The 26,777-nt window shown below is 55.2% G+C and carries 26 protein-coding genes and 1 tRNA gene; 21 read left to right on the forward strand and 6 right to left on the reverse strand.

All coding sequences use genetic code 11. The features are described 5' to 3' along the window. The first annotated feature begins 27 nt into the window (after window positions 1-27). From ABNH10_RS00445 to ABNH10_RS00455, 3 genes are all read left to right on the forward strand, one after another. Window positions 28-723 carry a GntR family transcriptional regulator gene (locus ABNH10_RS00445; protein WP_349384247.1) on the forward strand — a complete coding sequence of 232 codons (696 nt, stop codon included), beginning with the start codon at window positions 28-30 and terminating at the stop codon, window positions 721-723. A gap of 96 nt (window positions 724-819) precedes the next feature. After that, window positions 820-896: transfer RNA gene (locus ABNH10_RS00450), tRNA-Val, on the forward strand. 106 nt (window positions 897-1,002) lie between these two features. After that, entirely contained in the window at window positions 1,003-1,455 is a 453-nt protein-coding gene (locus tag ABNH10_RS00455) for a DUF6942 family protein (protein WP_349384248.1), read from the forward strand. 147 nt (window positions 1,456-1,602) lie between these two features. On the opposite strand, the gene mltF is transcribed toward ABNH10_RS00455, so the two are convergent. Beyond that, window positions 1,603-3,006, reverse strand: coding sequence for a membrane-bound lytic murein transglycosylase MltF (mltF, locus tag ABNH10_RS00460; RefSeq protein WP_349384249.1), 1,404 nt, complete (start codon window positions 3,004-3,006; stop codon window positions 1,603-1,605). Window positions 3,007-3,425: 419 nt separating this feature from the next. On the opposite strand from mltF, the gene purL reads away from it, so the two are divergent. From purL to ABNH10_RS00475, 3 genes are all read left to right on the forward strand, one after another. Beyond that, window positions 3,426-7,331 carry a phosphoribosylformylglycinamidine synthase gene (gene purL, locus ABNH10_RS00465; RefSeq protein WP_349384250.1) on the forward strand — a complete coding sequence of 1,302 codons (3,906 nt, stop codon included), beginning with the start codon at window positions 3,426-3,428 and terminating at the stop codon, window positions 7,329-7,331. 504 nt (window positions 7,332-7,835) lie between these two features. Next, a complete protein-coding gene (locus ABNH10_RS00470) occupies window positions 7,836-8,528 on the forward strand; it encodes a PaaI family thioesterase (RefSeq protein ID WP_349384251.1) in 693 nt (230 codons plus the stop codon). A gap of 102 nt (window positions 8,529-8,630) precedes the next feature. Further along, a complete protein-coding gene (locus ABNH10_RS00475) occupies window positions 8,631-8,966 on the forward strand; it encodes a YqfO family protein (RefSeq protein WP_349384252.1) in 336 nt (111 codons plus the stop codon). Between the two features lie 17 nt (window positions 8,967-8,983). Here ABNH10_RS00475 and ABNH10_RS00480 read toward each other — a convergent pair whose 3' ends face one another. After that, a complete protein-coding gene (locus ABNH10_RS00480) occupies window positions 8,984-9,541 on the reverse strand; it encodes an NUDIX hydrolase (protein WP_349384253.1) in 558 nt (185 codons plus the stop codon). 336 nt (window positions 9,542-9,877) lie between these two features. Here ABNH10_RS00480 and ABNH10_RS00485 point away from each other — a divergent pair, with 336 nt between their 5' ends. After that, window positions 9,878-10,540 (forward strand): helix-turn-helix transcriptional regulator, encoded by a 663-nt coding sequence (locus tag ABNH10_RS00485; RefSeq protein ID WP_349384254.1) that lies wholly within the window; start codon window positions 9,878-9,880, stop codon window positions 10,538-10,540. Window positions 10,541-10,777: 237 nt separating this feature from the next. Here ABNH10_RS00485 and ABNH10_RS00490 read toward each other — a convergent pair whose 3' ends face one another. Then, complete coding sequence (locus tag ABNH10_RS00490) at window positions 10,778-11,293, reverse strand: hypothetical protein (protein ID WP_349384255.1); 516 nt, start codon at window positions 11,291-11,293, stop codon at window positions 10,778-10,780. A gap of 354 nt (window positions 11,294-11,647) precedes the next feature. Between ABNH10_RS00490 and ABNH10_RS00495 the strand changes: the two genes are divergently transcribed. From ABNH10_RS00495 to rssA, 4 genes are read left to right on the forward strand one after another with little or no spacing between them, the layout of a single operon-like run. Next, window positions 11,648-12,220, forward strand: coding sequence for a CoA pyrophosphatase (locus ABNH10_RS00495; RefSeq protein WP_349384256.1), 573 nt, complete (start codon window positions 11,648-11,650; stop codon window positions 12,218-12,220). A gap of 33 nt (window positions 12,221-12,253) precedes the next feature. Then, the gene (locus ABNH10_RS00500; RefSeq protein WP_035460797.1) at window positions 12,254-12,790 is read left to right on the forward strand and encodes a gamma carbonic anhydrase family protein; all 537 of its coding nucleotides are present in this window, start codon (window positions 12,254-12,256) and stop codon (window positions 12,788-12,790) included. Then, window positions 12,783-12,992 (forward strand): DUF1289 domain-containing protein, encoded by a 210-nt coding sequence (locus tag ABNH10_RS00505; RefSeq protein ID WP_011588077.1) that lies wholly within the window; start codon window positions 12,783-12,785, stop codon window positions 12,990-12,992. Before ABNH10_RS00500 ends, ABNH10_RS00505 begins: the two co-directional genes overlap by 8 nt. Then, complete coding sequence (rssA, locus tag ABNH10_RS00510; RefSeq protein ID WP_349384257.1) at window positions 12,989-13,918, forward strand: patatin-like phospholipase RssA; 930 nt, start codon at window positions 12,989-12,991, stop codon at window positions 13,916-13,918. Before ABNH10_RS00505 ends, rssA begins: the two co-directional genes overlap by 4 nt. A 146-nt stretch (window positions 13,919-14,064) precedes the next feature. Here the strand turns inward: rssA and ABNH10_RS00515 are convergent, their stop codons facing one another. Both ABNH10_RS00515 and ABNH10_RS00520 read right to left on the reverse strand, forming a co-directional pair. After that, complete coding sequence (locus tag ABNH10_RS00515) at window positions 14,065-15,333, reverse strand: HlyC/CorC family transporter (RefSeq protein ID WP_349384258.1); 1,269 nt, start codon at window positions 15,331-15,333, stop codon at window positions 14,065-14,067. Between the two features lie 159 nt (window positions 15,334-15,492). Continuing rightward, the gene (locus ABNH10_RS00520; RefSeq protein WP_349384259.1) at window positions 15,493-16,293 is read right to left on the reverse strand and encodes a cytochrome C assembly family protein; all 801 of its coding nucleotides are present in this window, start codon (window positions 16,291-16,293) and stop codon (window positions 15,493-15,495) included. A gap of 230 nt (window positions 16,294-16,523) precedes the next feature. Here ABNH10_RS00520 and ffh point away from each other — a divergent pair, with 230 nt between their 5' ends. The 5 genes from ffh (at window position 16,524) to rplS (ending at window position 20,258) form a co-directional block, all read left to right on the forward strand. Next, complete coding sequence (gene ffh / locus ABNH10_RS00525) at window positions 16,524-17,927, forward strand: signal recognition particle protein (protein ID WP_349384260.1); 1,404 nt, start codon at window positions 16,524-16,526, stop codon at window positions 17,925-17,927. Window positions 17,928-18,254: 327 nt separating this feature from the next. Further along, complete coding sequence (gene rpsP, locus ABNH10_RS00530; protein ID WP_349384261.1) at window positions 18,255-18,503, forward strand: 30S ribosomal protein S16; 249 nt, start codon at window positions 18,255-18,257, stop codon at window positions 18,501-18,503. Continuing rightward, window positions 18,503-19,093 (forward strand): ribosome maturation factor RimM, encoded by a 591-nt coding sequence (gene rimM, locus ABNH10_RS00535; RefSeq protein ID WP_349384262.1) that lies wholly within the window; start codon window positions 18,503-18,505, stop codon window positions 19,091-19,093. The genes rpsP and rimM overlap by 1 nt, the downstream gene beginning before the upstream one ends. After that, window positions 19,094-19,891, forward strand: a complete 798-nt coding sequence (gene trmD / locus ABNH10_RS00540) for a tRNA (guanosine(37)-N1)-methyltransferase TrmD (RefSeq protein ID WP_349384263.1) — start codon at window positions 19,094-19,096, stop codon at window positions 19,889-19,891. Window positions 19,892-19,901: 10 nt separating this feature from the next. After that, a complete protein-coding gene (rplS, locus tag ABNH10_RS00545) occupies window positions 19,902-20,258 on the forward strand; it encodes a 50S ribosomal protein L19 (RefSeq protein ID WP_349384264.1) in 357 nt (118 codons plus the stop codon). Between the two features lie 343 nt (window positions 20,259-20,601). Here rplS and ABNH10_RS00550 read toward each other — a convergent pair whose 3' ends face one another. Beyond that, window positions 20,602-20,856, reverse strand: a complete 255-nt coding sequence (locus tag ABNH10_RS00550) for a GlsB/YeaQ/YmgE family stress response membrane protein (RefSeq protein ID WP_349384265.1) — start codon at window positions 20,854-20,856, stop codon at window positions 20,602-20,604. A gap of 184 nt (window positions 20,857-21,040) precedes the next feature. Between ABNH10_RS00550 and xerD the strand changes: the two genes are divergently transcribed. From xerD to thrC, 5 genes are all read left to right on the forward strand, one after another. Continuing rightward, on the forward strand, window positions 21,041-21,979 hold the full coding sequence (gene xerD, locus ABNH10_RS00555; protein WP_349384266.1) for a site-specific tyrosine recombinase XerD: 939 nt from the start codon (window positions 21,041-21,043) through the stop codon (window positions 21,977-21,979). A 44-nt stretch (window positions 21,980-22,023) separates the two neighbouring features. Then, complete coding sequence (locus tag ABNH10_RS00560; protein WP_349384267.1) at window positions 22,024-22,767, forward strand: DsbC family protein; 744 nt, start codon at window positions 22,024-22,026, stop codon at window positions 22,765-22,767. A 121-nt stretch (window positions 22,768-22,888) separates the two neighbouring features. Beyond that, entirely contained in the window at window positions 22,889-24,079 is a 1,191-nt protein-coding gene (gene alaC / locus ABNH10_RS00565; protein ID WP_349384268.1) for an alanine transaminase, read from the forward strand. A gap of 42 nt (window positions 24,080-24,121) precedes the next feature. After that, a complete protein-coding gene (locus ABNH10_RS00570; protein WP_349384269.1) occupies window positions 24,122-25,423 on the forward strand; it encodes a homoserine dehydrogenase in 1,302 nt (433 codons plus the stop codon). Between the two features lie 99 nt (window positions 25,424-25,522). After that, a complete protein-coding gene (thrC, locus tag ABNH10_RS00575; RefSeq protein WP_349384270.1) occupies window positions 25,523-26,605 on the forward strand; it encodes a threonine synthase in 1,083 nt (360 codons plus the stop codon). Window positions 26,606-26,777 lie beyond the last annotated feature (172 nt).

Genomic DNA, 26,777 nt, shown 5'->3' on the forward strand with positions numbered 1-26,777 from the left:
GATTGTTCAACAGATAGTGAGGGTTTGGTGAGCTTCAAAGCGAAAGAGAGCCTCTCTGAGCAAATTGCCCAGCATCTTGCCCAGCAAATTATTCACGGTGACATGCTGGCGGGCGACCGTATCCAGGAGTTGCGCGTTGCCAGTGAGCTGGATGTCAGCCGGGGATCAGTTCGCGAGGCGCTGTTGATTCTACAGCGGCGTCAGCTGATCGATATTTTGCCGCGCAGGGGTGCGGTGGTGAAAGAAATGTCGGAATCCCATGTGCGTAGCCTGTACGAAGTTATTCAGGTGTTACTGGGATTGGTGATCCGCAAGGCCATCAAGGTGGTGCGTGAAGAGGATATGGATTCGTTTATTGAGCTGGTCCACGGGCTACAGGTGGCGGCGGATGAGCGCGATCATGATCTCTTCTTCAATCTCAGTTTTCGTTTTCTGGAACATGTCTATCCGTTTGCCCGTAATGTTTTTGTTGAAGATGTGCTTATTAATATGCAGCCGGCCATGCAGCGGGCGTTTTTTATGGCGCTGCATCTTGAGCCGAATGAAATCAAGGAATGTCTGTCGTTTTTTAAGGCGTTGGTGGAAACCATTTTCCGCCGTGATGTGCGTTCAGCGTTGGAAATTATCCGCGAATTCGCTGAACATCAGTCGGACCTGGTGGAAGAGTCCATAACCCGCGCTCGTCAAATCGAGACCGCTTGGGGCGCTCGCCGCCGCAAGTAATTCGGCGCTGAGCGAGGGATGTGTGTTTGATAGGAGGAATCTGCAATCAGGGACTTGCCCTGACGGAGCAAGCTGCATAGAATTGCCACCCTCTTTAGGCACGTAGCTCAGTTGGTTAGAGCACCACCTTGACATGGTGGGGGTCGGTGGTTCGAATCCACTCGTGCCTACCAGCTTCAGATAAAGGGCTTGTCGCAGTGATGCGGCGAGCCCTTTTTCGTTTTGGCGTTTTTATATCCAGTAGTTAAATGCGCGTTATTCACGTACGAGAGTTTTGGTATGTCTGACGCCGATTATTTGGGCGCTGCCCGGCCGACCCTGATTTTGTACCTGTCGCATCGACCTAATGCAATGACGTTGGACGTTGCTGCCTTGTTAGCGGCTAATTCCAACCACTGGCGCAAGATCGTGAACCTTTTGGCCAAGGTGGCTTGCCCGGTGGCGGATGAGTGGCGGCATTTTCGGGATGAAACCTTGTTTCAGGAAACCGCGCTATGTTTTGAGCCGCAGCTGGCGCAGGCGTCGTGCTGGCACTGGATAGGGGGTAAGGAGAATCTATCGCGCTTTAGCGACCTGCAACACTGTGCCCTGCCACTGCCAGCAGCGCCCGGAATAGCCGTAGACCCACAAAAAAGGGTGTTATTAACGCCTTACCTGGATTATCGCCAGCTTAGCAATGTGCTTGTTAAACACGTGCGCCGGTCCCTTTGCGAACAGAGCTTCTATCGCTGATGCATTGCAGGAGGCGGCTTTGCTTCCTGCGTGGGCAATTTGAACCTGGTTTTAGCGGTGGCTTTGGCCGTAGGCCAGTAACAGACATCAGGCTGGCTCTGGCGTTTGTGACGTTGCCGTTGCGGGCAAGCAGGTGGGGCCTAGATCTCAATTCAGTGCGATAAGTGTGCCATCACGAGGACGGGAGTTTTCTGCCCACACCAACAGGTCGTAAAAGCGACGAATGTGACGGACATAGATCACCGCCTGGCCGCCTCGAGCGGTGCCGTAGCGGAGTTGACTCTCGTAGGCTGGTTTGGCCAGCAGGGGCAGGCGTTGCTTTACGTCCTGCCAGTTGTCCGGGTTGCCGCCTTGGCGCTGGGTGAGAACACGGGCATCTTCCAGATGCCCGTAGCCTACATTGTAAGCGGCCAGTGCCATCCAGGTACGGCTGGGCTCAGGAATACGGTCGGGAATCCGGGCATGGGTGCGGCGCAGGTAGCGGGCGCCGGCACTGATGCTTTGTGATGCATCAGTTCGATCGTTGATGCCCATCTGGCGAGCCGTATTGTTGGTGAGCATCATCAGGCCTTTCACACCGGTGGGCGAAATGGCTTGCGGATCCCACAGGGACTCCTGATAGGCGAGGGCGGCCAACAAGCGCCAGTCAAAGCCGCTGTCATCTTCGGCTTGCTTGAACAGATCTTCATATAAGGGTAGTCGATCATCCAAGTGACGCATGAAGCTACGTGCGGCGTACAGATTAAACTGTTCTACATGGCCGTAAAATCGGTCTTCCAGTTTGGCGGTGGTCCCGTCTGCCTTGGCTTGGGTCAGGTAACGCTGTGCTTCCTGGTATAGGCTTTTGTCGTCTTTTGGATTAAACGCCCAAGCCAGCGGCATGTCTCTGGCGACGGTGTAATCGGCGACCAAGTCGGGCCAGAGGGCTCTCTGCAGGGTATAGCTGTTGGAGTTAATGAGTGTGTAATCCACCTGGCCGTCTTCCACTAGGGCCAGTAGTTGTTCCGGAGTGGCATTTTCCACTTCTTGGAATTCTAACTCTGGGCTCTCAAGCTGTGCCTTGAGAAGCAGCTCTGCGTGGCTGGAACCTGCGCTTACGGCAATGGTTTGCTGGTCAAGTTGGCTCAGGTCAGTAATGCGGGGGCTGGACAGGCGACGGACCAACAGAGCATCAATATCTTGGTAGGCGGTGCTGAAACGCAAGCTTTCGCTACGTTCTGGGGTGGCGATCAGGCCGGCGGCTGCAATATCGGCGGTACCCTTGCGGATGGCATACCGCATGTAGGAAAGGTCGTCGGATTCGAGGATGCGCAGCTCCACCCCTAAGCTGTCAGCGAAGCCTTTGGCGAGTTCGTACTCCATGCCGGTGAAGCCGTGCTGGCCTTCATAGTAGGTGGTGTTGGACGCGCGAGTCAGGACCACCAGCTCGCCACGGGCCAGTACGCGCTCCTTGGCTGAGGGGGTTGGGCTCATGGCCAGCATTAGCCCCAATACGCTGAACAGCGCCAACGAAGCGAGCAAGTGCTTACTGTGTCGGAAGAATACCGTCACTTGGTGGTACCTCTGTCAGGTTATACAGACAGGTCGATACTGCTTACCGCCGACCGGTGGAGAGCCCGATGCCCTCGCTATGATTTGTTATTTATGATCTATATCACGAAATTGCGGCGCAACTCTATCATCGGCAAATGGCTGTTCTGTAAAGCTTTGTCGAACAATTGCTTCTTTTTTGCACAATTTTTAAAAGTCAGGAAGAGGGCATGGAATTGCTTATCAAACATCGTTCGTAGGCGATTTGCTCATATCCCATCGCAGGAAGAGGGCGGTCAGAATGGATGCTACATTGCGCTGCAATTCGGCGGCTTGAGAGGCTGCGAGCGGCGAGTAAATCCCGTATCATTGCCAGCCTGAATAAATGCCCTGACATCTGGCACCCCTCAATCCCCATTGGTAATCATATAAGGCGCACTATGCTGATCCTCTCCGGAAGCCCGGCCCTGTCCGCATTTCGTAAGGAAAAACTGCTCGAGTCCCTGAATGGCGTATCGGCCTTGTCGGCACGCTATGTGCATTTTGTGGAGCTGTCTGCGCCGCTGAATGCTGCACAACACCAGGTGCTGGAAGGTTTGCTTGAGTATGGCCCCAGTGTTGAAGAAGCCCGGGTTGAGGGGCCGCGTTTTGTGGTGGTGCCGCGCCCAGGCACCATTTCGCCTTGGTCTTCCAAGGCAACGGATATTTGTCATAACGCTGGCCTTACTCAGGTAGAGCGCATTGAGCGCGGGATTGAGTATCGCCTGGACGGGGAAGGTGATCGAGACACTCTGGCTGCCGCCCTGCATGACAGAATGGTAGAAGTGGTGCTGCCCGAGCTGGATGCCGCCGCCACCTTGTTTACCCATCACCAGCCACGGGAATTGACGACCGTGGATATTCTTGGCGGAGGCCGCGCGGCGCTGGAAACTGCTAATGGTGAGTTGGGGCTGGCGCTGGCTGTGGATGAGATTGAATACTTGGTAGAGCAGTTTATCGCGTTGGGGCGTAACCCGTCCGATGCGGAACTGATGATGTTTGCCCAAGCCAATTCCGAGCACTGCCGCCACAAGATTTTCAATGCGGATTGGACTATTGACGGTGAAGAGCAAGATCTGAGCCTGTTCGGGATGATCCGTAATACTTACAAGCATTCACCAGACGGGGTGCTGAGCGCTTACAGCGATAATTCCTCGGTGGTGGCCGGCCCGGTGGCAGACCGCTTTTTCCCGGTGCCGGGCAGCCAGCAGTATCAGTTCGTCAACGAACCGGTACATATGTTGATGAAGGTAGAGACTCACAATCATCCCACGGCGATTGCACCGCATCCGGGGGCGGCCACCGGCTCTGGCGGTGAAATCCGTGATGAGGGAGCGACAGGTCGCGGCTCTAAGCCCAAAGCTGGCCTAAACGGTTTTTCCGTGTCCAACCTGAATATTCCCGGTTTTGGTCAGCCCTGGGAGCAACCGTACGGCAAACCTGGGCGCATTGCCTCAGCGCTGGATATCATGATCGAAGGGCCGGTTGGTGCGGCGGCCTTTAATAATGAATTTGGCCGTCCGAACCTGTGTGGTTATTTCCGCACCCTGGAAATCAGTGCTCCGGGCGTTAACGGCGATGAGGTGCGCGGCTACCACAAGCCAATTATGATCGCCGGTGGCCTAGGTAACATTCGCGACGGCCATGTGGAAAAGAATCTCATTCCCGCCGGTGCCAAGATTATTGTGTTGGGTGGCCCGGCCATGTTGATCGGGCTGGGGGGAGGGGCGGCAAGCTCCATGGCCTCGGGGCAGTCTGCGGAAGCCCTGGATTTTGCCTCGGTGCAACGTGAGAACCCGGAAATCGAACGGCGGGTGCAGGAAGTGATCGATCGTTGCTGGGCTCAAGGGGACGATAACCCGATTGTGTCCATTCACGATGTGGGCGCTGGCGGTTTGTCCAACGCCTTGCCTGAACTGGTACACGACCATGATATGGGTGCCAAGCTGGAGTTGCGCAAGGTGCCCAGTTCTGAGCCCGGTATGAGCCCGGTAGAAATTTGGTGTAATGAGGCTCAGGAGCGGTATGTGTTGGCGGTGATGCCAGAAGACGTGCCCGGCTTCGACGCCATCTGCCAGCGTGAACGCGCACCCTATGCGGTACTGGGTGAGGCGACGAATGAAGAGCACTTGACCGTCAGCGATGAACATTTTGGCAAGGCGCCGGTGGATCTGCCCATGGATCTGCTGTTCGGCAAGCCGCCGAAAATGCTGCGCAGCTTCGAGCGCGAAGACTTTGTGCGCCAGTCGTTCAGCACCGAAGGTATTGACCTCAAGGATGCCAGTGAGCGGGTCTTGCGTTTGCCCTCTGTGGCCTCCAAGAGCTTCTTGATCACCATCGGGGATCGCTCCATTACCGGGCTGGTGCACCGTGATCAAATGGTTGGCCCTTGGCAGGTGCCGGTGGCTGATTGTGCGGTAACCGCGACCGGTTTTAACCCCAATGCAGAGGGCAAAACCACTGGCGAGGCCATGGCCATGGGGGAGCGTACCCCAGTGGCATTGGTGGATGCGGCGGCGTCTGGTCGTATGGCGGTGGCCGAATCAATCACCAATATTGCCGGTGCACACCTGGGCGACCTGGGCCAGATCAGTATGTCGGCCAACTGGATGGCAGCGGCGGGCCACCCGGGTGAAGACCAGGCCTTGTTTGATGCGGTGAAAGCGGTGGGTATGGATCTATGCCCGCAGCTGGGCATTGCCATTCCGGTGGGTAAGGACTCGCTATCCATGCGTACGGTGTGGAACGACAAGGGCATCGATAAAAGTGTGACTGCGCCCATGTCGCTGGTGATTTCTGCATTTTCCACGGTCACCGATATCGACCTGACGGTGACCCCGGAACTGAAAACTGGCGTGGAGAGTGAGTTGCTGCTGTTGGATCTGGGCCGTGGCCAGAATCGTATGGCTGGCTCTGCTCTCGCACAAGTGTACGGCAAGGTCGGTGACATTGCCCCGGACTTGGATGATGCCAAAGACCTGATTGCCTTTTTCGAAGTGACTCAACAGTTGCTGGCTGAGCGCAAACTGCTGGCTTACCATGATCGTTCCGACGGCGGCCTGTTCACCACACTGGTGGAAATGGCGTTTGCTGCCCGTACCGGTTTGGATATCACCTTGGATCATCTGGCCGGTGATACGCCGGAAGCCATTGCGGCCCTGTTTAGCGAAGAGCTGGGTGCCGTGTTGCAGGTTGAAAAAGCCCAGGCCGACGCGGTGATAGCGCGCTATGCGGAAGCCGGGCTGGGCCAGTGTGTTCATTGTATAGGCCAACCTGATGGCGACGATGTTATCCGTCTGCGCCTGGGCGGCGGTACTTTACTGGAATCTCCGCGCCGGGAGTTGCAGCGTATCTGGGCAGAAACCAGCTACCAGATTCAGTCTTTGAGGGATAACCCGGATTGTGCTCGCCAGGAATTCGATGCCATTGCGTATAGCAATGGCCCGGGCCTGAACGTGCGGCTGACCTTCGATATGACGGAAAACCCCGCGGCCCCGTTTATTGGCTCTGCCTCCATCAATACTGGCAGCAAACCGCAAATGGCCATCCTGCGCGAGCAGGGCGTTAATGGTCAGACGGAAATGGCTGCAGCGTTTGATCGTGTGGGCTTCTCCGCCGTTGATGTGCACATGAGTGATTTGCTCGAAGGCCGTGTGAAGCTGGATGATTTCAAGGGCTTGGTGGCCTGTGGCGGTTTCTCCTACGGCGATGTGCTAGGTGCTGGCGGAGGCTGGGCCAAGACGGTGCTTTATAATGAAGAGATGCGTGAAGCTTTTAATCGTTTCTTCTTCCGTGAAGACACCTTTGCGCTTGGGGTTTGTAATGGCTGCCAGATGCTGTCGCATTTGAAAGATTTGATCCCCGGTGCTGAGCACTGGCCGCGTTTTGTGCGCAACCTGTCAGAGCAGTTCGAGGCGCGCACCTCCCTCGTGGAAGTGCAGGACTCTCCCTCCATTCTGCTGCAAGGCATGGCCGGTACGCGAATCCCCATTGCGGTAGCCCATGGGGAAGGCCGTGTGGAGCTGGCGGATGATGCATTGAATCGCAATCTCGAGCAGCGGCTGGTGAGCCTGCGTTACGTGGATGGCTTGGGGAATCCGGCGCAACAATACCCGGCCAACCCCAATGGTTCGCCACAGGGTGTGACCGGTTTTACCACCACTGACGGCCGTGTCACTATTATGATGCCGCATCCGGAGCGGGTGTTCCGTGTGTTGCAAAATAGCTGGATCCCGGATGACTGGCGCGGCCATGAAAATGGCCCCTGGTTGCGGATGTTTGCCAACGCCCGGAAATGGGTAGGATGAACATCGGTTAAAAGCTAAAGTGAAATCAGAGTAGAAGGCGGAAATGGGGTGACCCTTTCCGCCTTTTTTATGTTCTGTTCGGGCCTTGAGCCAGTCCCTGTCTCCGCTCAGAATCTAACGTGGTTTGATGGCGTGTTGCCGTCAGTGTCCCGTACCTCAGCCCGTTGTATTTCCATGCCTGAAAAAGCTTTGGGCGCTTGGAGCCGCAGAAGGCCTGCAAAACTGGGCCTGTGCCCAGCGATTTTGTGCAGCGCCGCCGTATCAGTGCGGTCAGGCAGCAGAGTGACACTTGGCGACTGGATGCGCTGTGTGCCGCGTTTCGGCTGGGGGGGTGAGCATCCGCTATGTGGCAGTGACACCGATTGAAACGCTGATTAAATGCCGGGCGCAGATTACCGGGCAGGAGGGGGCGGAAATTTTGTAGAAGGCGGTATCTGGCATGGCGACATCCAGGCCGTTCACGCGCAAGGCATTTGGCTGACGCCTAAGAGTTTGGGGTAACGTATGACGAAAACAACCTATCATTTTCGAGATATTCGTGTGGCGGAAACGCCCGAGCCTTCCCCTCGTGCCCAGCTGCATCGTCAGCTGGGCCAGGAGCTGGCGGGCCTTAATGAACAGGTGCTACGCCTGGATGCATCGCAGGCCAAGTTGCAGGATTACATAGCTCAGGTGCAGCTATTGCGACAGACATTGCAGCAGGAAGGGCAGCGCGATTACAGCCAGGTATTGCAGCGCGTGCTGGCCGGGGAGGCGAGTGGCGATGATGTGACCGATCTGGTGGATTTTGAGATTCTTACCGGTAAGGCGTCACCGCTTTCCCCACCGCTGGAATTGTGGCTGGATGGCGACTGCGTGCGCGGGCGTGCCACCTTCGGTCCGGTGTTTCAGGGGCCACCAGGACGGGTGCATGGTGGCGTGCTGGCACTGGCATTGGATATGTTGATGGCCAAGACGCAGGATTATGTTCGCCAGCTCGGCATGACCGGTACCCTCAATATTCGCTATCTGGCGGCCACTCCGTTGAACACGCCAGTGGATTTCGAGGCCCGGTTGGTTTCTCTGGAGCGCCGCAAATTACGCTGCGAAGGCAGTGTCTGGGTGAATGGCGTGCAGTCAGTGTCGGCGGAAGGTGTCTGGATTTCAGCCCACGGTGAATATGAGTTGAAACCGGAGTGGGGTGAGTTGAAAGTGTAAAGCTGGAACCGGTGCTGGCGGGTAAATTATTCGGCATTGATTGCCGATTGTGCTTGCGGGGCGACGTTTGGCGTAACGAATGATAATCAGGAGGAGGCCACAATGGAGGAGCTGCATTACAAGCTGTGTTTCTATGTGCCCGTTAGCCATGTTGAGCAGGTGAAAACTGCGATCTTCGAAGCGGGAGCAGGGCACTTGGGCGATTATGACTGTTGCAGCTTTCAGGCTTTGGGGCAGGGGCAGTTTCGTCCCTTGTCAGGGAGTAAGCCTTTTTTGGGTGAGCAGGATCAGGTGGAAGTGGTGGAAGAATACCGCGTGGAAACGCTTTGCCTTGCGTCGTGTTTGCAAGCGGTGATTAGCGCTCTGCGTCTGTCTCACCCCTACGAAGAGCCTGCCATTGACTTGTGGAAACTGGAGCGGTTGCCCGGCACACACTGAGGGTGGCCGGGTTCGTGTCATTCGTCTTTAGGGCGGCGTTTGAGCGGCTGGATGTCTTGGGTGCGAACGGGGAAATCGTTGCGCTCCAGGTCGTCGATATAAAATCGCAAGGTGCGACCGATGGTAGGAAACGCCAGTTCATCCCAGGGGATGTCATCCAGGGAAAATAGGCCGGCGTCACTGCTTTCTTCCCCGACGCCGTATTTACCGTCTTCCACGTCACCAAGAAAGAAAACATACACCTGATTGATATGCGGTAAATTGAACACCGTATACAAGTCGCCAATGGCCACCGTGGCGCAGGCTTCTTCCCACGTTTCCCTGGCCGCCCCCTCCTGCAGCGTTTCCCCATTTTCCATATAACCAGCCGGAAGCGTCCAATAGCCTTTGCGTGGCTCAATGGCGCGCTTGCAGAGCAGCACTTTACCTTCCCATATGGGTACAGCACCCACCACGATCTTGGGGTTCTGGTAATGGATCGTCTCGCAATCCGGGCACCAGTAGCGGGGGCGGTTATCCCCTTCAGGGATACTGAATTGCAGGTTGGGATTGCCACAATGGCTACAGAATTTCATGAAAAACTCACTGTGAGAGGTATTTAACGCCCCGGAAGATATCGCCTCAACGCAAATCATTCATTTGGGGTATGGATGATTTGACAATAGCTTGTATAAAATTAAAGTGGCATTATTTGTGATGCACGCCACAATTTTACGAATATTTAAGGTGTCGCAGTTAGAGCCAGTGCTCCTGAAAAACGGTGGTCATAGACTAGCGATCCTGGTTAATAGAAGCCAGCAATGCGACATGACCCGTTTGGTAATGTAAGATGGCGGCATTTCTAAGCCCCTTGGCCATGAACTTGGGGAAGGGACATTGATTGGGGAAGGTACATTGATATGGATGTGTCGATGGCGCACAGGACCCGTGACGAGAGTAAAACCTATTTGGTGGTTTCGCATTGCAACAATCTTGCAATTCGGCTTTTAGCGAAATCAATTGAAAACCAGCGTGGGGTATCCTGCACAGCAATCAGCCGTGAAGATCTTTTCTGTGATCAGATTCAGGATGACTTGGTTCTCATCAATGTGCTGGACTTCTCCACTCCGGAAATCGAAAAATTGCTTGGTCGTATCCAGGAGCGCATGCCTCTGTGTCGGGTTATTCTGGTTAATGCAGATCGAAGCGATAATATTTTTTTCTTGCTTAACTGGCCGGTGGTTAAAGGGGTCATCTACCAGCAGGATAGCGACGCGCTTATTTCCAAGGCGTTGGATGTGGTTTGCAAGGGGCGTAGCTGGTTCCCGCGCAGTTACATGGATTATCTGGTCCGTCACCGCAAAACCCCCACCCGATGTGGGCATATCTTTGAAAGCCTCACGAGCCGTGAACGGCAAATGCTGGACCATGTGGTGCGAGGCATGAGCAACCACGAAATCGCTGATGCGATTTGCCTGAGTACACATACGGTGAAGGCGCATTTGCAAAGCCTGTATCGCAAGGTGGGGGTGAAAAGCCGGGTGGGCGTGATGCGCTGGGTGCATGAAAACCACTTGGAAGAGAGCGGAGAGTAATTATGCGTCGGCTGCGATTGGCATGGAGCCATTCACGTACAGCCTTCTCGCACTTTCCGGTATAGCGATCACCTTGAACAAAAGGAATATTGGGGGCGGTGGCGAGCCAGGAATCACCTTGTAGCACGTCGGCGGTGTTGTTTACGTTGGGCTCATTCACGGTGGCCGTGGAGCCAGTCAGGTTGTTCTGGATGGTGGCAACGTTACCCTTACTCACAATGTCGATATTGGCGGTCATCATGCGGGCGTTGTTAGCTTGGCTGACGTTGGCATTGTGGGTTTGGTCCTGATCTGGGTAACCGAAACAGCGTTGAGGTTAGCGGATTGCGTCACACCGGCGTTATTGCCGACCCCGTATTGGGTAATGGCGGCGCGGTTGTAATCGCTGTCTTGATCGAGCGTGATTGTATTATTGCCCCCTTTCTGGAAGATGCCGGCATAGTTTCCAGCACCGTATTGGCTCACCATCACGAGGTTTTCCCTGCTGAGTTTGATAATGTCGGCCTGGTTGGCGTAACCCTTTGGCTGAGGTAAGGCGGTAAGGCTTAGTTCCTCCTGTTGGAGAGTGGCGGTGTTCCTTCCCCGCTGGGTTATGGTGGCACCGACATCTGCAGCACCGTCCTGGTTAATATCCGTTCTATTTCCACTGGGTATTTCATTGAAAAATGAAAGGTCGGTAGCGTTCGCCTGTGCCATCAAAATCAACAAGAGTCCGGCAAGTAAAAGGCGAGCTGTGGCGCCCCCTGTCATCATGGTTACCCCTGATAATTAAATCTAATACATTCAGTTTTACGCGATTTTTCCTGCAGTGAAATTCGCCATTGGGGCCGAATTTATCAGCGTTCTACTAGTCGGTTGGGTAATGAAAAGCGGAGCGATTGCGCACTTTGGTTAATGGGTTTTCAGGAAAAACGCCGGAATGCGTATGGTGTAGGGGGGGTGAGAACCCGTTGGCAGTTGGTTCGTTTGGCGTAAGCCAAAGGCTTGCCGTGTCCCAAAAAGGGGTGCGGGTTTGTGACCGATGGTCGGCAATGGGCTTTGACAAGGCTTGCTCAGGGCGCCTGGGCTGTTCAAACTACCGTTTGAATTTGTGAATTGGAGAAGGGTGTGCTTGAGCAGCTCAGGCAGCGTTTGCCGGATTACAGACGCATAGAATTGCCGCTGGCCTTACCTGAGGCCGCTGTTTTGATGCCGTTAGTGGATGAGCCTGATCCTCAGATCATCCTGACGGTTCGCTCCAATTCCATGCCCACTCATGCCGGCGAAGTGGCCTTTCCTGGAGGCAAGCGGGATCCGGGTGACAAAGATTTGTTGATGACGGCTTTGCGTGAAAGTGAGGAAGAAGTCGGGCTGTCACCGGATTATGTGGATGTACTTGGGCAGTTATCTCCTTTGGCGTCCCGTTATGGCATGAAAGTGACGCCTTTTGTGGGCATTGTTCGTCCTGAGGCCCAGCTGCAAGCGGAGCCAGGCGAGATTGATACGATTTTTCAGGTCCCCTTGCAGTTTTTCCTGGATGAGATACCAGAGCTTTCCAGCCCTATCGATGTGTTTGGTCGCCAGTTCCGTATTCCCAGCTATTACTATGAAGACAAGCGTATTTGGGGGCTAACTGCCTTCATGATTCTGGACTTGATCAACCATGTTTATGACACGGGCATTGAGTTCGAAGTGAAATAACCCGCCGCCGGGCATCAGAAAAAGGGGAAAAGCATGATTTATAAGATTGGTGAGCGTCGCTTAGAGCAACGTGGTGGCGGCCACTGGATAGCGGATAACGCCACCGTCATAGGCTCGGTGATCATGGAAGCCAACAGCAGTATCTGGTTTAACGCGGTGCTGCGAGCGGATAACGATGTCATAGAAATCGGTGAGAATACCAATATTCAGGACGGTGCCGTGTTGCACGTGGACCCCGGCGTGCCCATGAAACTGGGTAAGGATGTGACAGTGGGGCACAAAGTCATGTTGCATGGCTGCACAGTGGGTAATAACAGCCTGATCGGTATTAATGCGGTGGTGCTCAACAAGGCTGTTATTGGCAATAATTGTATTATTGGCGCGAACTCGCTAGTGCCGGAAGGTATGAAGATTCCCGATAATTCCCTGGTTATGGGGTCACCTGCCAAGGTGGTGAAGGAAATTGGTGAGGGGCATAAGGCCATGTTGACCATGGGTAGCATGCACTATGTCGCCCACGCGAAAGAGTTTGCTCAGCACCTGGAGGTGGACGAGCGGTTCCATGACTGAAAGGCAACTGGTGTCGCCGTGTGTGTCGATTTGCGCATTGGATGAAGATGATATCTGTGTGGGCTGCTTCCGTACCGGTGGAGAGATTTCCATCTGGGGGTTGCTCTCGGATGATGAAAAGCGAGAAGTGTTTCGCCGGATTGACCAGCGCATGAATGGCGAACCAGCCCCCTGCGTAGTGCGTAAGGAGAACGATAAATGACGACCGAGATTGGTAGCCAGGAGCCTGTCCAGCCTGTTGTCGGCTTGGCGTTAGGCAGTGGCTCGGCCCGGGGGTGGGCTCATATTGGCGTTATTCAGGCACTGGATGAGATCGGCGTTCATCCTCAGGTGGTGGCGGGTACTTCTATTGGCGCCTTGGTGGGTGGCGCTTATGTAACGGGTTCGCTCAACGCCTTTGCCGATTGGGTCGAGTCCCTGACGGTAAAAGATGTATTTGGTTTGCTGGATATCAGCTTTTCCGGAGGCATGGTAAAAGGGGAAAAGCTGTTCGGTTTTTTCCAGAATAACCACGACAATCCTGAAATAGAAACTCTGGACAAGAAATTGGTCACCGTTGCTACAGACATGACCAGCGGTCGGGAAGTCTGGATTACCAAAGGGCGTGTGCTGGATGCCGCCCGGGCTTCCTGTGCATTGCCTGGATTATTTTCGCCGGTGAAGATGCAGGGACGCTGGATGCTCGATGGCGGCCTGGTCAATCCGGTGCCGGTCTCTGCGGCTCGAGCCATGGGGGCGGACGTGGTGATCGCAGTGAATTTAAATGCACAGTTGGTGGGGGCTCATCTGTCTCGCGATACTCGTAGCCAAGCAGAAGGCGAAGAGAGGACCGCTGAAGAACGCAGTATCTGGCAGAAGATGATGGGCTATTTTGCTTCAGGCGATGGCCAAGATCCGGGTTTCTTTGATGTTGTGGCGTCTAGTATCAATATCATGCAGGACCGTATTACCCGCTCGCGAATGGCTGGTGATCCTCCTGAGGTGACACTGGTGCCCATGCTGGAAGATTTTGCACTCATGGATTTTCACCGTGCAAAGGAAGCCATTACTGAAGGGCGTGCGCTGGTAAAACGCTACGAAGCAGACATTCTCGGCTGGGTGGGCTCGCCGATTGCGGACAGGGTTTGAAAAGACAGTTGAATGGTAGGCAGTTGACCGCGCGATAAACGGTGGTTTGAATTAAAACGCAAAAGGCCGCGCCCATGCTTTGGACGCGGCCTTTTGCGTTTTAATTTTAAGCTAACTCGGCACGCGCAACAGTCAACTGCCTACCATCAACTGTCAGCTTGCCCTGCTTTCCTCGCTCTCACAGCCTTCACCATATTGTCTTTCACCTGCAGGATTTCAATCATGTACCGATCGATTTTCACCGAGATGTTGGCGTCGGGAATGTCCTGAAGGTACTCCAGGATCAGACCGTTTAACGTTTTTGGGCCATCAGTGGGGAGTTCCCATTGCAAGGCGCGGTTAATGTCTCGCAAGGTGGAGGAGCCATCAATTACGTAGCTGCCGTCTTCCTGTGGGTGGATGTCCTGGCTGGTGGCCGCCAGATCGGTGGTAAATTCGCCGACAATTTCTTCGAGAATATCTTCCAGGGTGACCAGGCCATGTACGTCGCCATATTCATCCACGACTATGCCGATGCGGCGCTTGGCATTCTGGAAATTGATTAATTGCTGGTGCAGGGAAGTGGCTTCCGGCACGAAGTAAGGCTCGACGGTGTACTGCATTAGCTCAGCCTTGTTAATTTCGTCCTTGAGCAGTAAACGGCTCAATTTACGCAGGTGTAATAGGCCGATCATGTTGTTCGGGTCACCGTTGAATACCGGTAAACGAGTGTGCTGACTGGAGCGCAGAGTGGTGAGGATGTCGTGCATGTCATCATCCAGGTCGATTCCCACCATCTCGTTACGGGGGACCATAATGTCCTCCACGGTGACGGTTTCCAGATCAAGGATGTTAAGCAACATTTTCTGATGATTTTCTGGAATCAGACCGCCGGCTTCATTCACTACGGTGCGCAGTTCTTCTGGGCTAAGGTGGTCGTCATCATGCTCGTTGGGGCGAATGCCGCCCAACCGTAGCAGCATGCTGCTAACCCCGTTCACCATCCATACCAAGGGTGCCAGCACAACCTGCAAAGGCTTGAGGATCAGGCTGGCGGGAAAGGCCACCCGTTCCGGGCGCATGGCGGCATAGGTCTTTGGGGTAATCTCCGCGAACACCAACATGATGATGGTGATCACCACAGGGGCCACTGCTGCGCCGGTGTCGCCCAGCCAGCGGATGGCCAAAATAGCGGCTACGGTAGCGGCAAAGTTATTGACGAAATTGTTGCCGATCAGAATGACAGACAGCAGACGGTCTGTTCGCTTCAGCAGGGTTTCGACCCGTTTGGCCGCTTTTTGACCTTGGCGGGCCAAATGCCGAAGGCGGTAGCGATTGATCGCCACCATGCCGGTTTCACTACTGGAAAAAAAAGCAGAAACAAGAATGAGAATAATCAGGGCGCCAATCAGCCACCCGTCAGAGTAGGTATCCAAAGGAAATATCGTTTATCCGCCAGTCGGCCCGCTATTGTTCGGGTCGAGGGGTTGAAGTGTCAAGGAAAGCAGAAACGGGTTGAAAGTGTAACGTTTAAACACGGCCTAAGCCTGAACCCGTTTCTGCGGCAGCTGGCGCATTTTTCATCGTTTAATTTCTCAGCGCTCCAATATGAATTCTAGTACCAGTTGGCTGCCGAAGAAGGCCACCAGCAATACCGCGAAACCGCTGAGCGTAAATCGAATGGCTGTGCGTCCTCTCCAGCCTCGCAGGTAGCGGCCGCCGAGCAGAGTAGCGAATACTATCCAGGAAATCAGGGTCAGTACGGTTTTATGCACTAGGTGTTGGGCAAACAGATTGTCCACGTACAAAAAGCCGCTAAGAATGGCAATGGTCAGTAAAGTCTCGCCCAGCCAGATCGCCTCAAACAGCATGGACTCCATCACTTGGATCGGCGGGAACACGCGCATTACCCCCCGGATATGGCCACTTTTGAGTTGGCGATCCTGAATCCACAGCAGAATTGACTGGCATGCGGCCAGTGCCAGTACCGCGTAAGCAATAATGGAAAATAGCACGTGCATGCCGAGCCCGTGGGTTAGCGGGTGGGCAGTATAGCCGGTGTTTACCCATAGCATGGCGGGAATAGTGGCCGCCGCAAACGGGTACACTAGAGCGGATATCCACTCGAAAGGACGATACAAGCTGGAAGCAAGCACCACGGCGGCACCCGTCATTGCTGTGACAGAGGCGATGGGGAACAGCCCTAGCTGCAGCCCTTCGTCGGTGATCATCACCTGCCACAGGCTGGCTCCGTGGGCAATCACAGCCAGTGTGCCGGGGATCAGGATGCTGGCCCGGGACGGCACCGTCTTGCCGCGAAATTGTCGATACAGGATCAGGCAGGCGGTGAGGTACAAAATAAACGCCGCGAAGCCGGTGATCACGGAAAAGTTCATAAGCCGTTGTTATCCGAAGTAGCCGCCCGAGTATAAGCTCCCGGACCAAGCCCGCTGAAGTCTGGCATAGCCGCCAGTTGTCTATCAACAATCATTCTCATTTTGTGTCCGGATGGGAGGGTATAAGAGCGTGCCCCATGACGTTGATGCCCAAGGAGGGCTATAATTGCGCCCCTGTCACTGCGGCAGGCACGCCTGACCGCAGACATGGTGCATTTGGAGGTAGACCCATGTTCGAGAATCTCACCGATCGGTTGGGATCGTCGCTTAAAAGCCTGGCAGGTCAGGGTTCCCTGACCGAAGACAATATCCGCGACACCCTGCGCGAAGTGCGCAAGGCACTGCTGGAGGCCGACGTGGCCTTGCCGGTGGTGAAAGAGTTTGTCGAGCAGGTGAAAGAAAAAGCTCTGGGGCAGGAGGTGTTGCAGAGCCTGAACCCCGGCCAGGCGTTCGTAAAGATCGTCAACGACGAGCTAGTCCATACCATGGGCGACGCCAACGATGGCCTGGACTTGGCCACTAAGCCTCCAGCCATTATTTTGATGGCGGGTTTGCAGGGGGCAGGGAAAACCACTTCCGTAGCCAAGCTTGCACGCTTCCTGCAAGAGCGGGAGAAGAAGAAGGTCATGGTGGTGTCTGCGGATGTTTACCGCCCGGCGGCCATTGAGCAGCTGAAAACCCTGGCTGGTGAGGTGGAGACTCATTTCTTCCCATCCTCCAGCGATCAGGATCCGGTGGATATTGCCAACGCGGCGCTGGATGAAGCCCGTCGTCGCTATATGGACGTTCTGATCGTTGATACCGCCGGTCGTCTGCATGTCGACGAAGGCATGATGGGCGAAATCAAGCGTCTGCACAGCGCCATCAGCCCGGTGGAAACCCTGTTCGTGGTCGATGCCATGACGGGTCAAGATGCGGCCAACACCGCCCAGGCTTTCAATGAGGCTTTGCCGCTCACCGGTGTGATCCTTACCAAGGCCGATGGTGACTCCCGCGGTGGTGCTGCGCTGTCCGTACGCCAGCTGACAGGTAAGCCCATCAAGTTTATCGGCATGGGTGAGAAAACCGATGCCTTGGAGCCGTTTCACCCGGATCGTATTGCCAGCCGGATCCTCGGCATGGGCGATGTGTTGTCCTTGGTGGAAGAAGCCGAGCGCAAGCTGGACAAAAAGAAAGCCGAAAAAATCGCCAAGAAGTTCAAGAAAGGCAAGGCGATGGACTTCGAGGATCTGAAGGACCAGTTCCAACAGATGCGCAATATGGGCGGCATGGCTGGCCTGCTCGACAAGCTGCCGGGCATGGGCGGGATGATGGAAGCAGCCCAAGATCCCGCTGCCATGAAGCAAATGAAGCACATGGAAGCGTTGATCGATTCCATGACGCCGAAAGAGCGTCGCAACCCGGACTTGCTCAAAGGGTCACGCAAGAAGCGCATTGTCGCCGGTGCCGGCCTGGAAATTCAGGACCTCAATCGCCTCATCAAGCAGCAAAAAATGATGGCCAAGATGATGAAGAAGATGCGCACCAAGGGTGGCATGAAGAACATGATGCGAGGCATGGAAGGCATGATGGGGGGCGGAGGCCAAGGCGGTTCCGGTGGCGGTATGCCGCCAGGGGGCATGCCGCCGATGTAGGGACAGTTTCAAGACGCAAGCTGTTGAGCGCGGGCAGAGGGGATGGCAATCCACCCCCCTCTGCCCGCGTTGCGTTTGGGAGCGGAGCGGTGTGTGTAGAAAGGCCTCTTGGGGTGCGAGAGGTCCGCATTCAGAAAGGTGTTTTCACAAGCGCATGAAAATGCACGGAGTGTGATGCTTGTTGCCTGCTCCGACTCCCTGTATAATTCGCGCCCTTCGCGGCCTCTGCGTGTTTCTCACGGGTGGCTTTCAAGCGGATACGATGGTCGGAGCGTCTTGTTGATGGTTCGGCCGGGAAACCGGATTGATAAATAAGGTAAGTAAACCATGGTAGTTATTCGTCTCGCTCGCGGCGGTTCCAAGAAGCGCCCGTTCTATAGCATCGTTGTTGCAGATAGCCGTTACGCACGTGATGGTCGTTTTATCGAGCAACTGGGTTTCTACAACCCCATCGCCCGTGGCGGTGAAATCCCTCTCAAGCTGAACCTGGAAAGCCTGGATGCCTGGGTTGCCAAGGGTGCGCAGCTGTCTGAACGTGTTAAGACCCTAGCCAAGCAGGCCCGTAAGGCAGCCTGATGGCAGAGCGAGGACAATCCTCTTCGGCTGAAGGGGGCACGTCCTCCCGGTTGGTGGTAGTCGGTCGTATCCTTGGGGTGCACGGCGTCAAGGGGTGGGTAAAGGTGTATTCCCATACCGACCCCATGGACAACCTCCAGCAGTACCAGCCCTGGCACCTGAAACAGGCCGCCCTGAACTCAGGCGGTTCCAGCGCTGCTGGAACATGGAAACCGGTGAAAGTGACCGGGTTTCGGCCTCAGGGAAAAGGGTTGATCGCGCAACTGGAAGGCGTATCCGACCGGGAAACGGCGGCGGCACTGGTGGGGCTGGATATCGGCGTACCCGCTGATTTGCTGCCTCAGTCAGGCCAGGGTGAGTACTATTGGCGCGACTTGATTGGCCTGAGGGTAAAACATGTGAATGGCATGGACCTGGGCAGCGTGATGCGCATGGTGGAAACCGGTGCCAACGACGTGGTCGTGGTGCGCGGAGACCGCAATAGCCTGGATCGGCGTGAACGCCTGATTCCCTGGCTCCCGGACGATGTGATCACTGCTATCAGCCTTGCAGATGGCGAGATGACAGTAGATTGGGACCCGGACTTTTAAATGATGGCGACGAAGCCTGCGTTTGCCGTCACTCTGGTGACGTTGTTTCCGGAGATGGCGCAAGCGATTACTGGCTTTGGCGTTACCCGGCGGGCTGTCGATAATGGCCAGCTGCAGGTGGAAACGGTGAGCCCACGGGACTTCACCGAAGACCGCCACCGCACCGTGGATGATCGCCCTTTTGGGGGCGGCCCCGGCATGGTGATGAAGGTGGAGCCGCTGGCGAAAGCCTTGCAGGCTGCACGCGCTGCCAACCCGGCAGCCAAAGTGATTTACCTGTCCCCTCAGGGGCAGCCGTTAACCCAGGCCAAGGCTGTGGCGTTGGCGGAGCAGCCCGGCCTGATACTGTTGGCGGGGCGTTATGAAGGCGTAGACGAGCGTTTGCTCGATGCCGAGGTGGATGAACAGATATCCATTGGAGACTACGTCCTCAGCGGCGGCGAATTGCCGGCGTTGGTGCTGATCGATGCGGTCAGCCGGTTGATACCCGGAGTGCTGGGTCACCAGAACTCCGCTGAGCAGGATTCTTTTTCGGGTGAATTCGAAAACCTGCTCGATTGCCCGCACTACACCCGCCCGGAGGTGTATGGCGAGCAGGCAGTGCCACCGGTACTGCTCAGCGGCAATCATGAATTGATTCGCCGCTGGCGCCTTAAACAGGCGTTGGGACGGACTTGGCAACAGCGTCCAGACCTGCTGGAGGCCCGCCGGGCGCGGGGCTTGAGCAAAGAAGAGCAACAGTTGCTGGATGAATACATCGCCGAGCAGCCGTCGCATACAGCAAAAACTACTGATTAGGAGCACTGCCATGAGTGGCAAGAACCTTATTATCCAGGGCATCGAAGAAGCCCAGCTGAAGACCGAACTGCCGGAATTCGGCGCCGGTGACACTGTTACCGTGCAAGTAAAAGTAAAGGAAGGTACCCGTGAGCGTCTGCAGGCGTTCCAGGGTGTGGTTATCGCTCGTCGTAATCGTGGTCTGAACTCTGCCTTTACCGTGCGTAAAATCTCCCACGGTGTTGGCGTTGAGCGCGTATTCCAGCTGCATAGCCCACTGATCGATTCCATCCAGGTGAATCGCCGTGGTGATGTGAGCCGCGCCAAGCTTTACTATCTGCGCGATCGCTCAGGCAAGTCCGCACGGATCAAAGAAAAAATCCGGTAGGTTGCGGATCCCTTCTACCGCGAGCGAATGTTGGTTTAGCCTTTGCTGTAGGGCATGCGAAATCAACCTCTGGCCCGGTAGATTGCTCCAACAAAAAAGCCGCTTCCCGTAAAGGAAGCGGCTTTTTTGGGTCCGCTCTGCGGCTTAAACATCCGCAAAGAGCGACAACTCCAAGCCACAAAACTGCAACGCAGGAGCCGCTTTGCAGTTGCATCAAACGCGGTGCCTGCGTATCGGCGAGCGTTGATTCGACAAGGGGCTCTGCCTCATTTTGATTGCAGCGCGAACCCTGCTTTTTGTGCTAAGCAGGAGCTTGGATCCTCGTGCGGCTTGAAGCTGTTTGCTAAGACTTTTTCATCTGCCGGTACAGGGCCAGCAGCACCAATGCACCGATAATGGCGGTGACAAAGCTGCCTACGCTGAACCCGCTGACCGAACCGCCCAGGCCAGTGATGGAGCCCAGCCAGCCGCCGACCACGGCGCCCGCGATACCGATCAGCGTTGTGACAATGAAACCGCCCGGATCCTTTCCAGGCATAATCCATTTAGCAATGATACCGGCGATAAGACCGAATACGATCCAAGATAAAATTCCCACGATTGCTCTCCTTGGTGTCGGTTTCTAACAATGTTGCTCGCCTCCATTGTTGCCTTTAATGGCGGGGTTTGTCGTTAACGTGGCCAGGCGTGGGAGTAATATTTAGTAAAACTGCCCACGGCTGTTCATGAGAGTACCCGCGTAACACGTTGTTTTTTCTCTTTGTATAAGGCTTGATGGCGTCATGGGAACGGCAATCGATGGACAACTCACCGAAGACCACCGCCGGCTGATTGATAGCTGGCTGGATCAGCAGTGGCTGGAAAAAGGACTCAGTGAGCATAGTCTGTCCAATTATCGCCGCGACCTCAGCCAGTTGGCTCGCTGGTTGCAGGGTCAGCAGGCAGGCTTACTCGGCTGCGAGCGTTATCTGCTGCTGGAGTTTTTGGCTGACCGACACCAACAGGGCCTCAGCGCCCGCTCAGTGGCTCGCCAGTTGTCTGCAGTGAAAAGCTTTTACCGTTGGCTTAAGCGAGAGGGGCGTATTGATGAAGATCCTGCCCTGCTGATTGAGCGTCCCAAACTGGGCCGGCCGTTACCGAAAACGCTGAGCGAAGCGGAGGTGGAGGCGCTGTTGGCAGCGCCAGACCTGTCCACGCCCTTGGGGTTGCGCGACCGGGCCATGCTGGAGGTGTTGTATGCCACCGGTTTGCGGGTCACTGAATTGGTGACGTTGACGCAAAGCCAGGTAAACCCGCGCCAAGGCGTGATTCGAGTGATCGGCAAGGGCGATAAGGAACGCTTGGTGCCGTTGGGTGAAGAGTCGTTGCACTGGCTGGAGTGTTATCTGCGTGAAGGACGGGCGTTGCTGATGGGGGGTAATGCAACGGCCGGCAACCAAGAGTTACTGTTCCCCAGCCGCCGTGGGACTTGTATGACCCGACAGACATTCTGGTATCGAATCAAACAGTTGGCAAAGATCGCAGGGGTGCAAAAAAAGCTTTCTCCCCATACACTGCGCCATGCCTTTGCCACGCATCTGTTGAATCACGGTGCGGATTTGCGAGTGGTGCAACTGTTGTTGGGCCATTCGGACTTGTCGACCACGCAGATTTATACCCATGTGGCGCAGCAGCGGTTACAAGACGTTTACCAAAAACATCATCCCCGATCAGGAACCTGAGCCTGTTGGCAGGTTCTCACAGGTAAGAGAAGGAGTACGACACAATGAAAAAAGGTTTGCTATTTGTATTGTTGGGGCTGATGACCGCCTGTGGGGCCAGTTCTGAAAGTACCAAAGAGAATACCGAAATCGATGGCGATCAAGCCAAAGCGGCGTTCGAGAAAGCTTTTGACGGGGTTGAAGTCAGTGATGTGCGCGCTGCACCCATGGCGGGCATGCTGGAGCTTGAAGTGAACGGTGGCGAAACCGTTTATATGAGTGAGGATGGCCGCTTTGTGTTGGTTGGTAAATTGCTGGAGTTAAAAGATGGGGAGGTGATCAACCCGGCCGAGCAGCGACTGGAAAAAGTTCGCGCCGACGGCATCAAGACGTTAAACAAGGACGACATGATCACGTATGTGGCGCCTGAAGAGACAGCAGAAGTGTATGTGTTTACTGATATTACCTGCGGATATTGCCGCAAATTGCACCGCCATATTGAGGAATACATGGACTCGGGCGTGACTGTGCATTACCTGGCCTTTCCCCGTGGTGGCCCCACTACCAAGGCGGCAGAGGCCATGCGCCATATCTGGTGTGCAGAAGACCGCCTTCAAGCGCTGACCGATGCCAAGCTCAACGAAAAGATTAGTGATGCCGAGTTAGGTGAGTGTGCTAAGCCGGTGGATGAGCAATACCAGTTGGGCTTGAAATTTGGAGTGCGTGGTACGCCGGCAATCTATACCACCGAGGGCAAGCAACTGGGGGGTTATTTGCCACCGAAAGATTTGCTCAAGCGACTGGACTGATCAGTCTGCAGCCCCCGTGTTACGGCGCTTTGCTGCTGTAAACACAGGGCGGATACATTGACGGCGCCCAGTTGCGCCGTTAATGTGTCCGCCTTCTTTTATTCCCACCCAAGGTGTTGTCGTGGAAACCGATTTCCAGCGAATCCGTCGTTTGCCTCCCTATGTCTTCAACATTGTTGGAGAGATGAAGGCAGCTGCGCGAGCACGGGGTGAGGATATTATCGATTTCAGCATGGGTAATCCGGATCAGCCCACCCCGAAGCACATTGTCGATAAGCTCACAGAGACCGCCCAGCGAGGAGACACGCACCGCTATTCACAGTCACGTGGCATCCCTCGCTTACGCAAGGCGATGACAGATTGGTATCAGCGCCGATATGAGGTGGATCTGGATCCGGAAACCGAAGCCATTGTCACCATCGGCTCCAAAGAGGGGTTGGCGCACTTGGCGCTGGCGACTATGGGTCCCGGCGATACGGTATTGGTGCCGAACCCTAGCTACCCGATCCACCCCTACGGCTTTGTGATTTCCAATGCAGATATCCGCCATGTGCCCATGGTTAAGGGCGTGGATTTCTTTGTCGAGCTGGAGCGGGCGATCAAGGAATCCTGGCCCAAGCCGAAAATGTTGGTGCTCAATTTTCCTGGCAATCCCACCGCGCAGTGCGTGGAGTTGGAATTCTTCGAGAAAGTGGTCGCTATCGCCCGTGAGCATCAGATCTGGGTGGTGCACGATATCGCCTATGCGGATATCGTGTTCGATGGCTACAAAGCACCGTCCATTCTTCAGGTAGAGGGTGCCAAGGATGTGGCGGTGGAGTTCTTTTCCCTATCCAAAAGTTACAACATGCCCGGTTGGCGGGTGGGTTTCTGTTGCGGTAACAAAGACTTGATCCATGCCCTGGCCCGGATCAAATCGTACATGGACTACGGCACTTTTACGCCGATCCAGGTGGCAGCCATCGCGGCCCTGGAAGGGGACCAGAGTTGTGTTGCGGAAATCTGCGAGATGTACCGTCAACGGCGTGATGTGTTGGTAGAAGGCTTGGGCGACATTGGCTGGCCAGTTGAGAAACCCCGCGCCACCATGTTTGTTTGGGCGGAAATCCCGGGGCCCTATCGGGCCATGGGCTCGCTGGAGTTTTCCAAGAAGCTGCTTATCGAAGCCGGTGTAGCAGTGTCGCCGGGCGTGGGTTTTGGTGATTATGGCGATGATCATGTGCGCTTTGCACTGATTGAAAACGAACAACGTACCCGGCAGGCCATACGCGGCATCAAAAAGATGTTCCGTCAGGATGGGCTGCTGGGCTAACAGGATGCGCCCCGGCGCCCCTGAATAAAGAGAGGAAATGTCGTGAAGTCGGTGAAAGTGGGTATTGCTGGTCTGGGTACGGTAGGTTCAGGCACCGTGAATGTATTGAAGCGTAACGCGCGGGATATTGCTCGCCGCGTAGGATGTCCGATTGAAATCACCCATATCGGTGCGCGCCGTGACAATGCGGCCTGTGATACCAGTGATATTCGCCTTTCTCGCGATATTTTTGCCGTGGCGACAGACCCGGATATCGACATTCTGGTAGAACTTATTGGCGGCATTGATACGGCCCGTGAGTTGGTGCTTACCGCCATCAGAAATGGCAAACACGTTGTCACTGCCAACAAGGCGCTGATTGCCGAACACGGCAACGAGATCTTCCAGGCCGCCCAGGATAATGGCGTGGATGTGGCGTTTGAAGCCTCTGTGGCTGGCGGGATTCCGATTCTCAAGTCTTTGGGTGAAGGCTTGGCCGCGAACCACGTGAACTGGCTGGCGGGCATCATTAATGGCACCGGCAATTTTATCCTTACCGAAATGGAAGAGGGTGGCCGTGCTTTTGATGACGTGCTGGCTGAAGCGCAGCAACTGGGTTATGCGGAAGCGGACCCCACCTTCGATGTGGAAGGCATTGACGCGGCCCATAAGCTAACCATTCTGGCATCCATTGCTTTTGGTATTCCGCTGCAATTTTCCAAGGTCTACACCGAGGGCATCAGCCGGATTACCACCGAAGATGTGGCCAGCGCCGCACACTTTGGCTACCGTATTAAGCACTTGGGCATTGCCAAGGACACCGGCAACGGAATTGAGCTGCGTGTGCACCCAACTCTGATTCCCAAAGAAACCATGCTGTCTGCGGTGAATGGCGTAATGAACGCGATCATGATCGACGGCGACGCCGTCGGGCCGACCCTGTTCTACGGTGCAGGTGCGGGGGCCGAGCCCACCGCGTCTGCGGTGGTGGCTGACATTATCGAACTGGGCCGTGCGCTGACCGTCGACTACGACGAGCGGGTACCTTACCTGGGCTTCCATACTGACCAGATGTCAGATGAGCCGATTCTCACCATCGAGGATGTGTCCTGTAGCTTCTACCTGCGCTTGCACGTGCAAGATAAGACCGGTGTACTGGCTGATATAACGCGCATTCTCAGCGACAACAATGTCAGCATTGATGCCTTGGTGCAGCGTGATGTGGATCAGGGCTTGGTGCCCATTGTCATGATGACCCATGTGGTCCTCGAAGGTGACATGAGTGCGGCCCTCGCCAAGATCGGTGCCCTTGACGCCGTAGATAGCGATATAATGCGGATCAGGGTAGAGATGCTGGACGCCTGAATATAAAACGCTTGCAGGCTGCACGCCGCACGTCTGCACGCCAAAATCGTGATGCGTGTAAGCGTGTTGCGGTGCAAGTTAATCAAGAGAGACCTGACTATGCCTTTTCGTGACCGTTACACTGGCTTGATCAACCGCTACCGTGACCACCTGCCGGTGAATGATGACACGCCGATCATCAGCTTGGGGGAGGGGAATACCCCGCTAATCCGCCTGAAGAATATTCCCAAGTTGCTGGGCAAGGACGTGGATATCTACGTCAAATACGAAGGTCTTAATCCCACGGGCTCCTTTAAGGACCGTGGCATGACCATGGCGGTGACCAAGGCCGTGGAAGAGGGCAGCAATGCCATCATCTGTGCTTCCACCGGCAACACTTCTGCCGCTGCAGCTGCTTATGCAGCCCGTGCTGGCATTACCGCTTTTGTACTCATCCCGGAAGGCAAGATTGCCATGGGCAAGCTGGCTCAGGCGATGATGTATGGTGCCGTGATCATGCAGATCCGTGGCAATTTCGATCAAGGTATGGAGTTGGTTAAACAGGTGGCTAACAAGGCACCGGTGACCATCGTGAACTCGGTGAATCCGTATCGTCTGCAAGGTCAGAAGTCTGCTGCCTTCGAAATCGTGGAAGAGCTGGGGCGCGCGCCAGACTACCACTGCCTGCCTGTGGGCAATGCCGGTAATATTACTGCACATTGGATGGGCTACAGCGAATATCACAAATCAGGCATCGTAAATGCGGCGCCGAAGATGGTTGGTTATCAGGCTGAAGGCTCTGCACCCTTTATGCGTGGCGAGCGGGTCGAGGATCCGGAAACGGTGGCCACCGCTATTCGTATCGGTAACCCGCAGTCCTGGGACAAGGCCTGGAAGTTGCAGGAAGAGTCCCAAGGTTGGTTCGACGAGCTTAGCGATCACGCAATTTTGACTGCACAGAAATTATTGGCAGAAAAAGAAGGCATTTTCTGTGAGCCTGCTTCCGCCGCGTCAATCGGTGGCGCCATGCGAGATATCCAGTCTGGCAAGATTCCGGAAGGTTCTACCATTGTCTGCACGCTGACGGGCAATGGTTTGAAAGACCCTGATACGGCCATTGCCCAGTGTCAGGACAGCCGCATGGTGACCATTGATGCGGATCTGGACGCGGTAAAAGGCGCAATTCTGTCAAACATGTCTTAAGCTGTTGGACATAAAAAGACGGAGCCATTGGCTCCGTTTTTTTTTGGTTCATCGCGGATTAGAGTGAAATAGGTATGGGCGGACAGTGCACCGAGTTAAGTTGTTTGTGCGACCAAGCAACACAACAAGGACACTGCCGCCATGCCAGATGCTACGTTTCCGTGGACTGGCT

The organism is Alcanivorax sp. (assembly GCF_040119285.1).
Taxonomy (GTDB): domain Bacteria; phylum Pseudomonadota; class Gammaproteobacteria; order Pseudomonadales; family Alcanivoracaceae; genus Alcanivorax.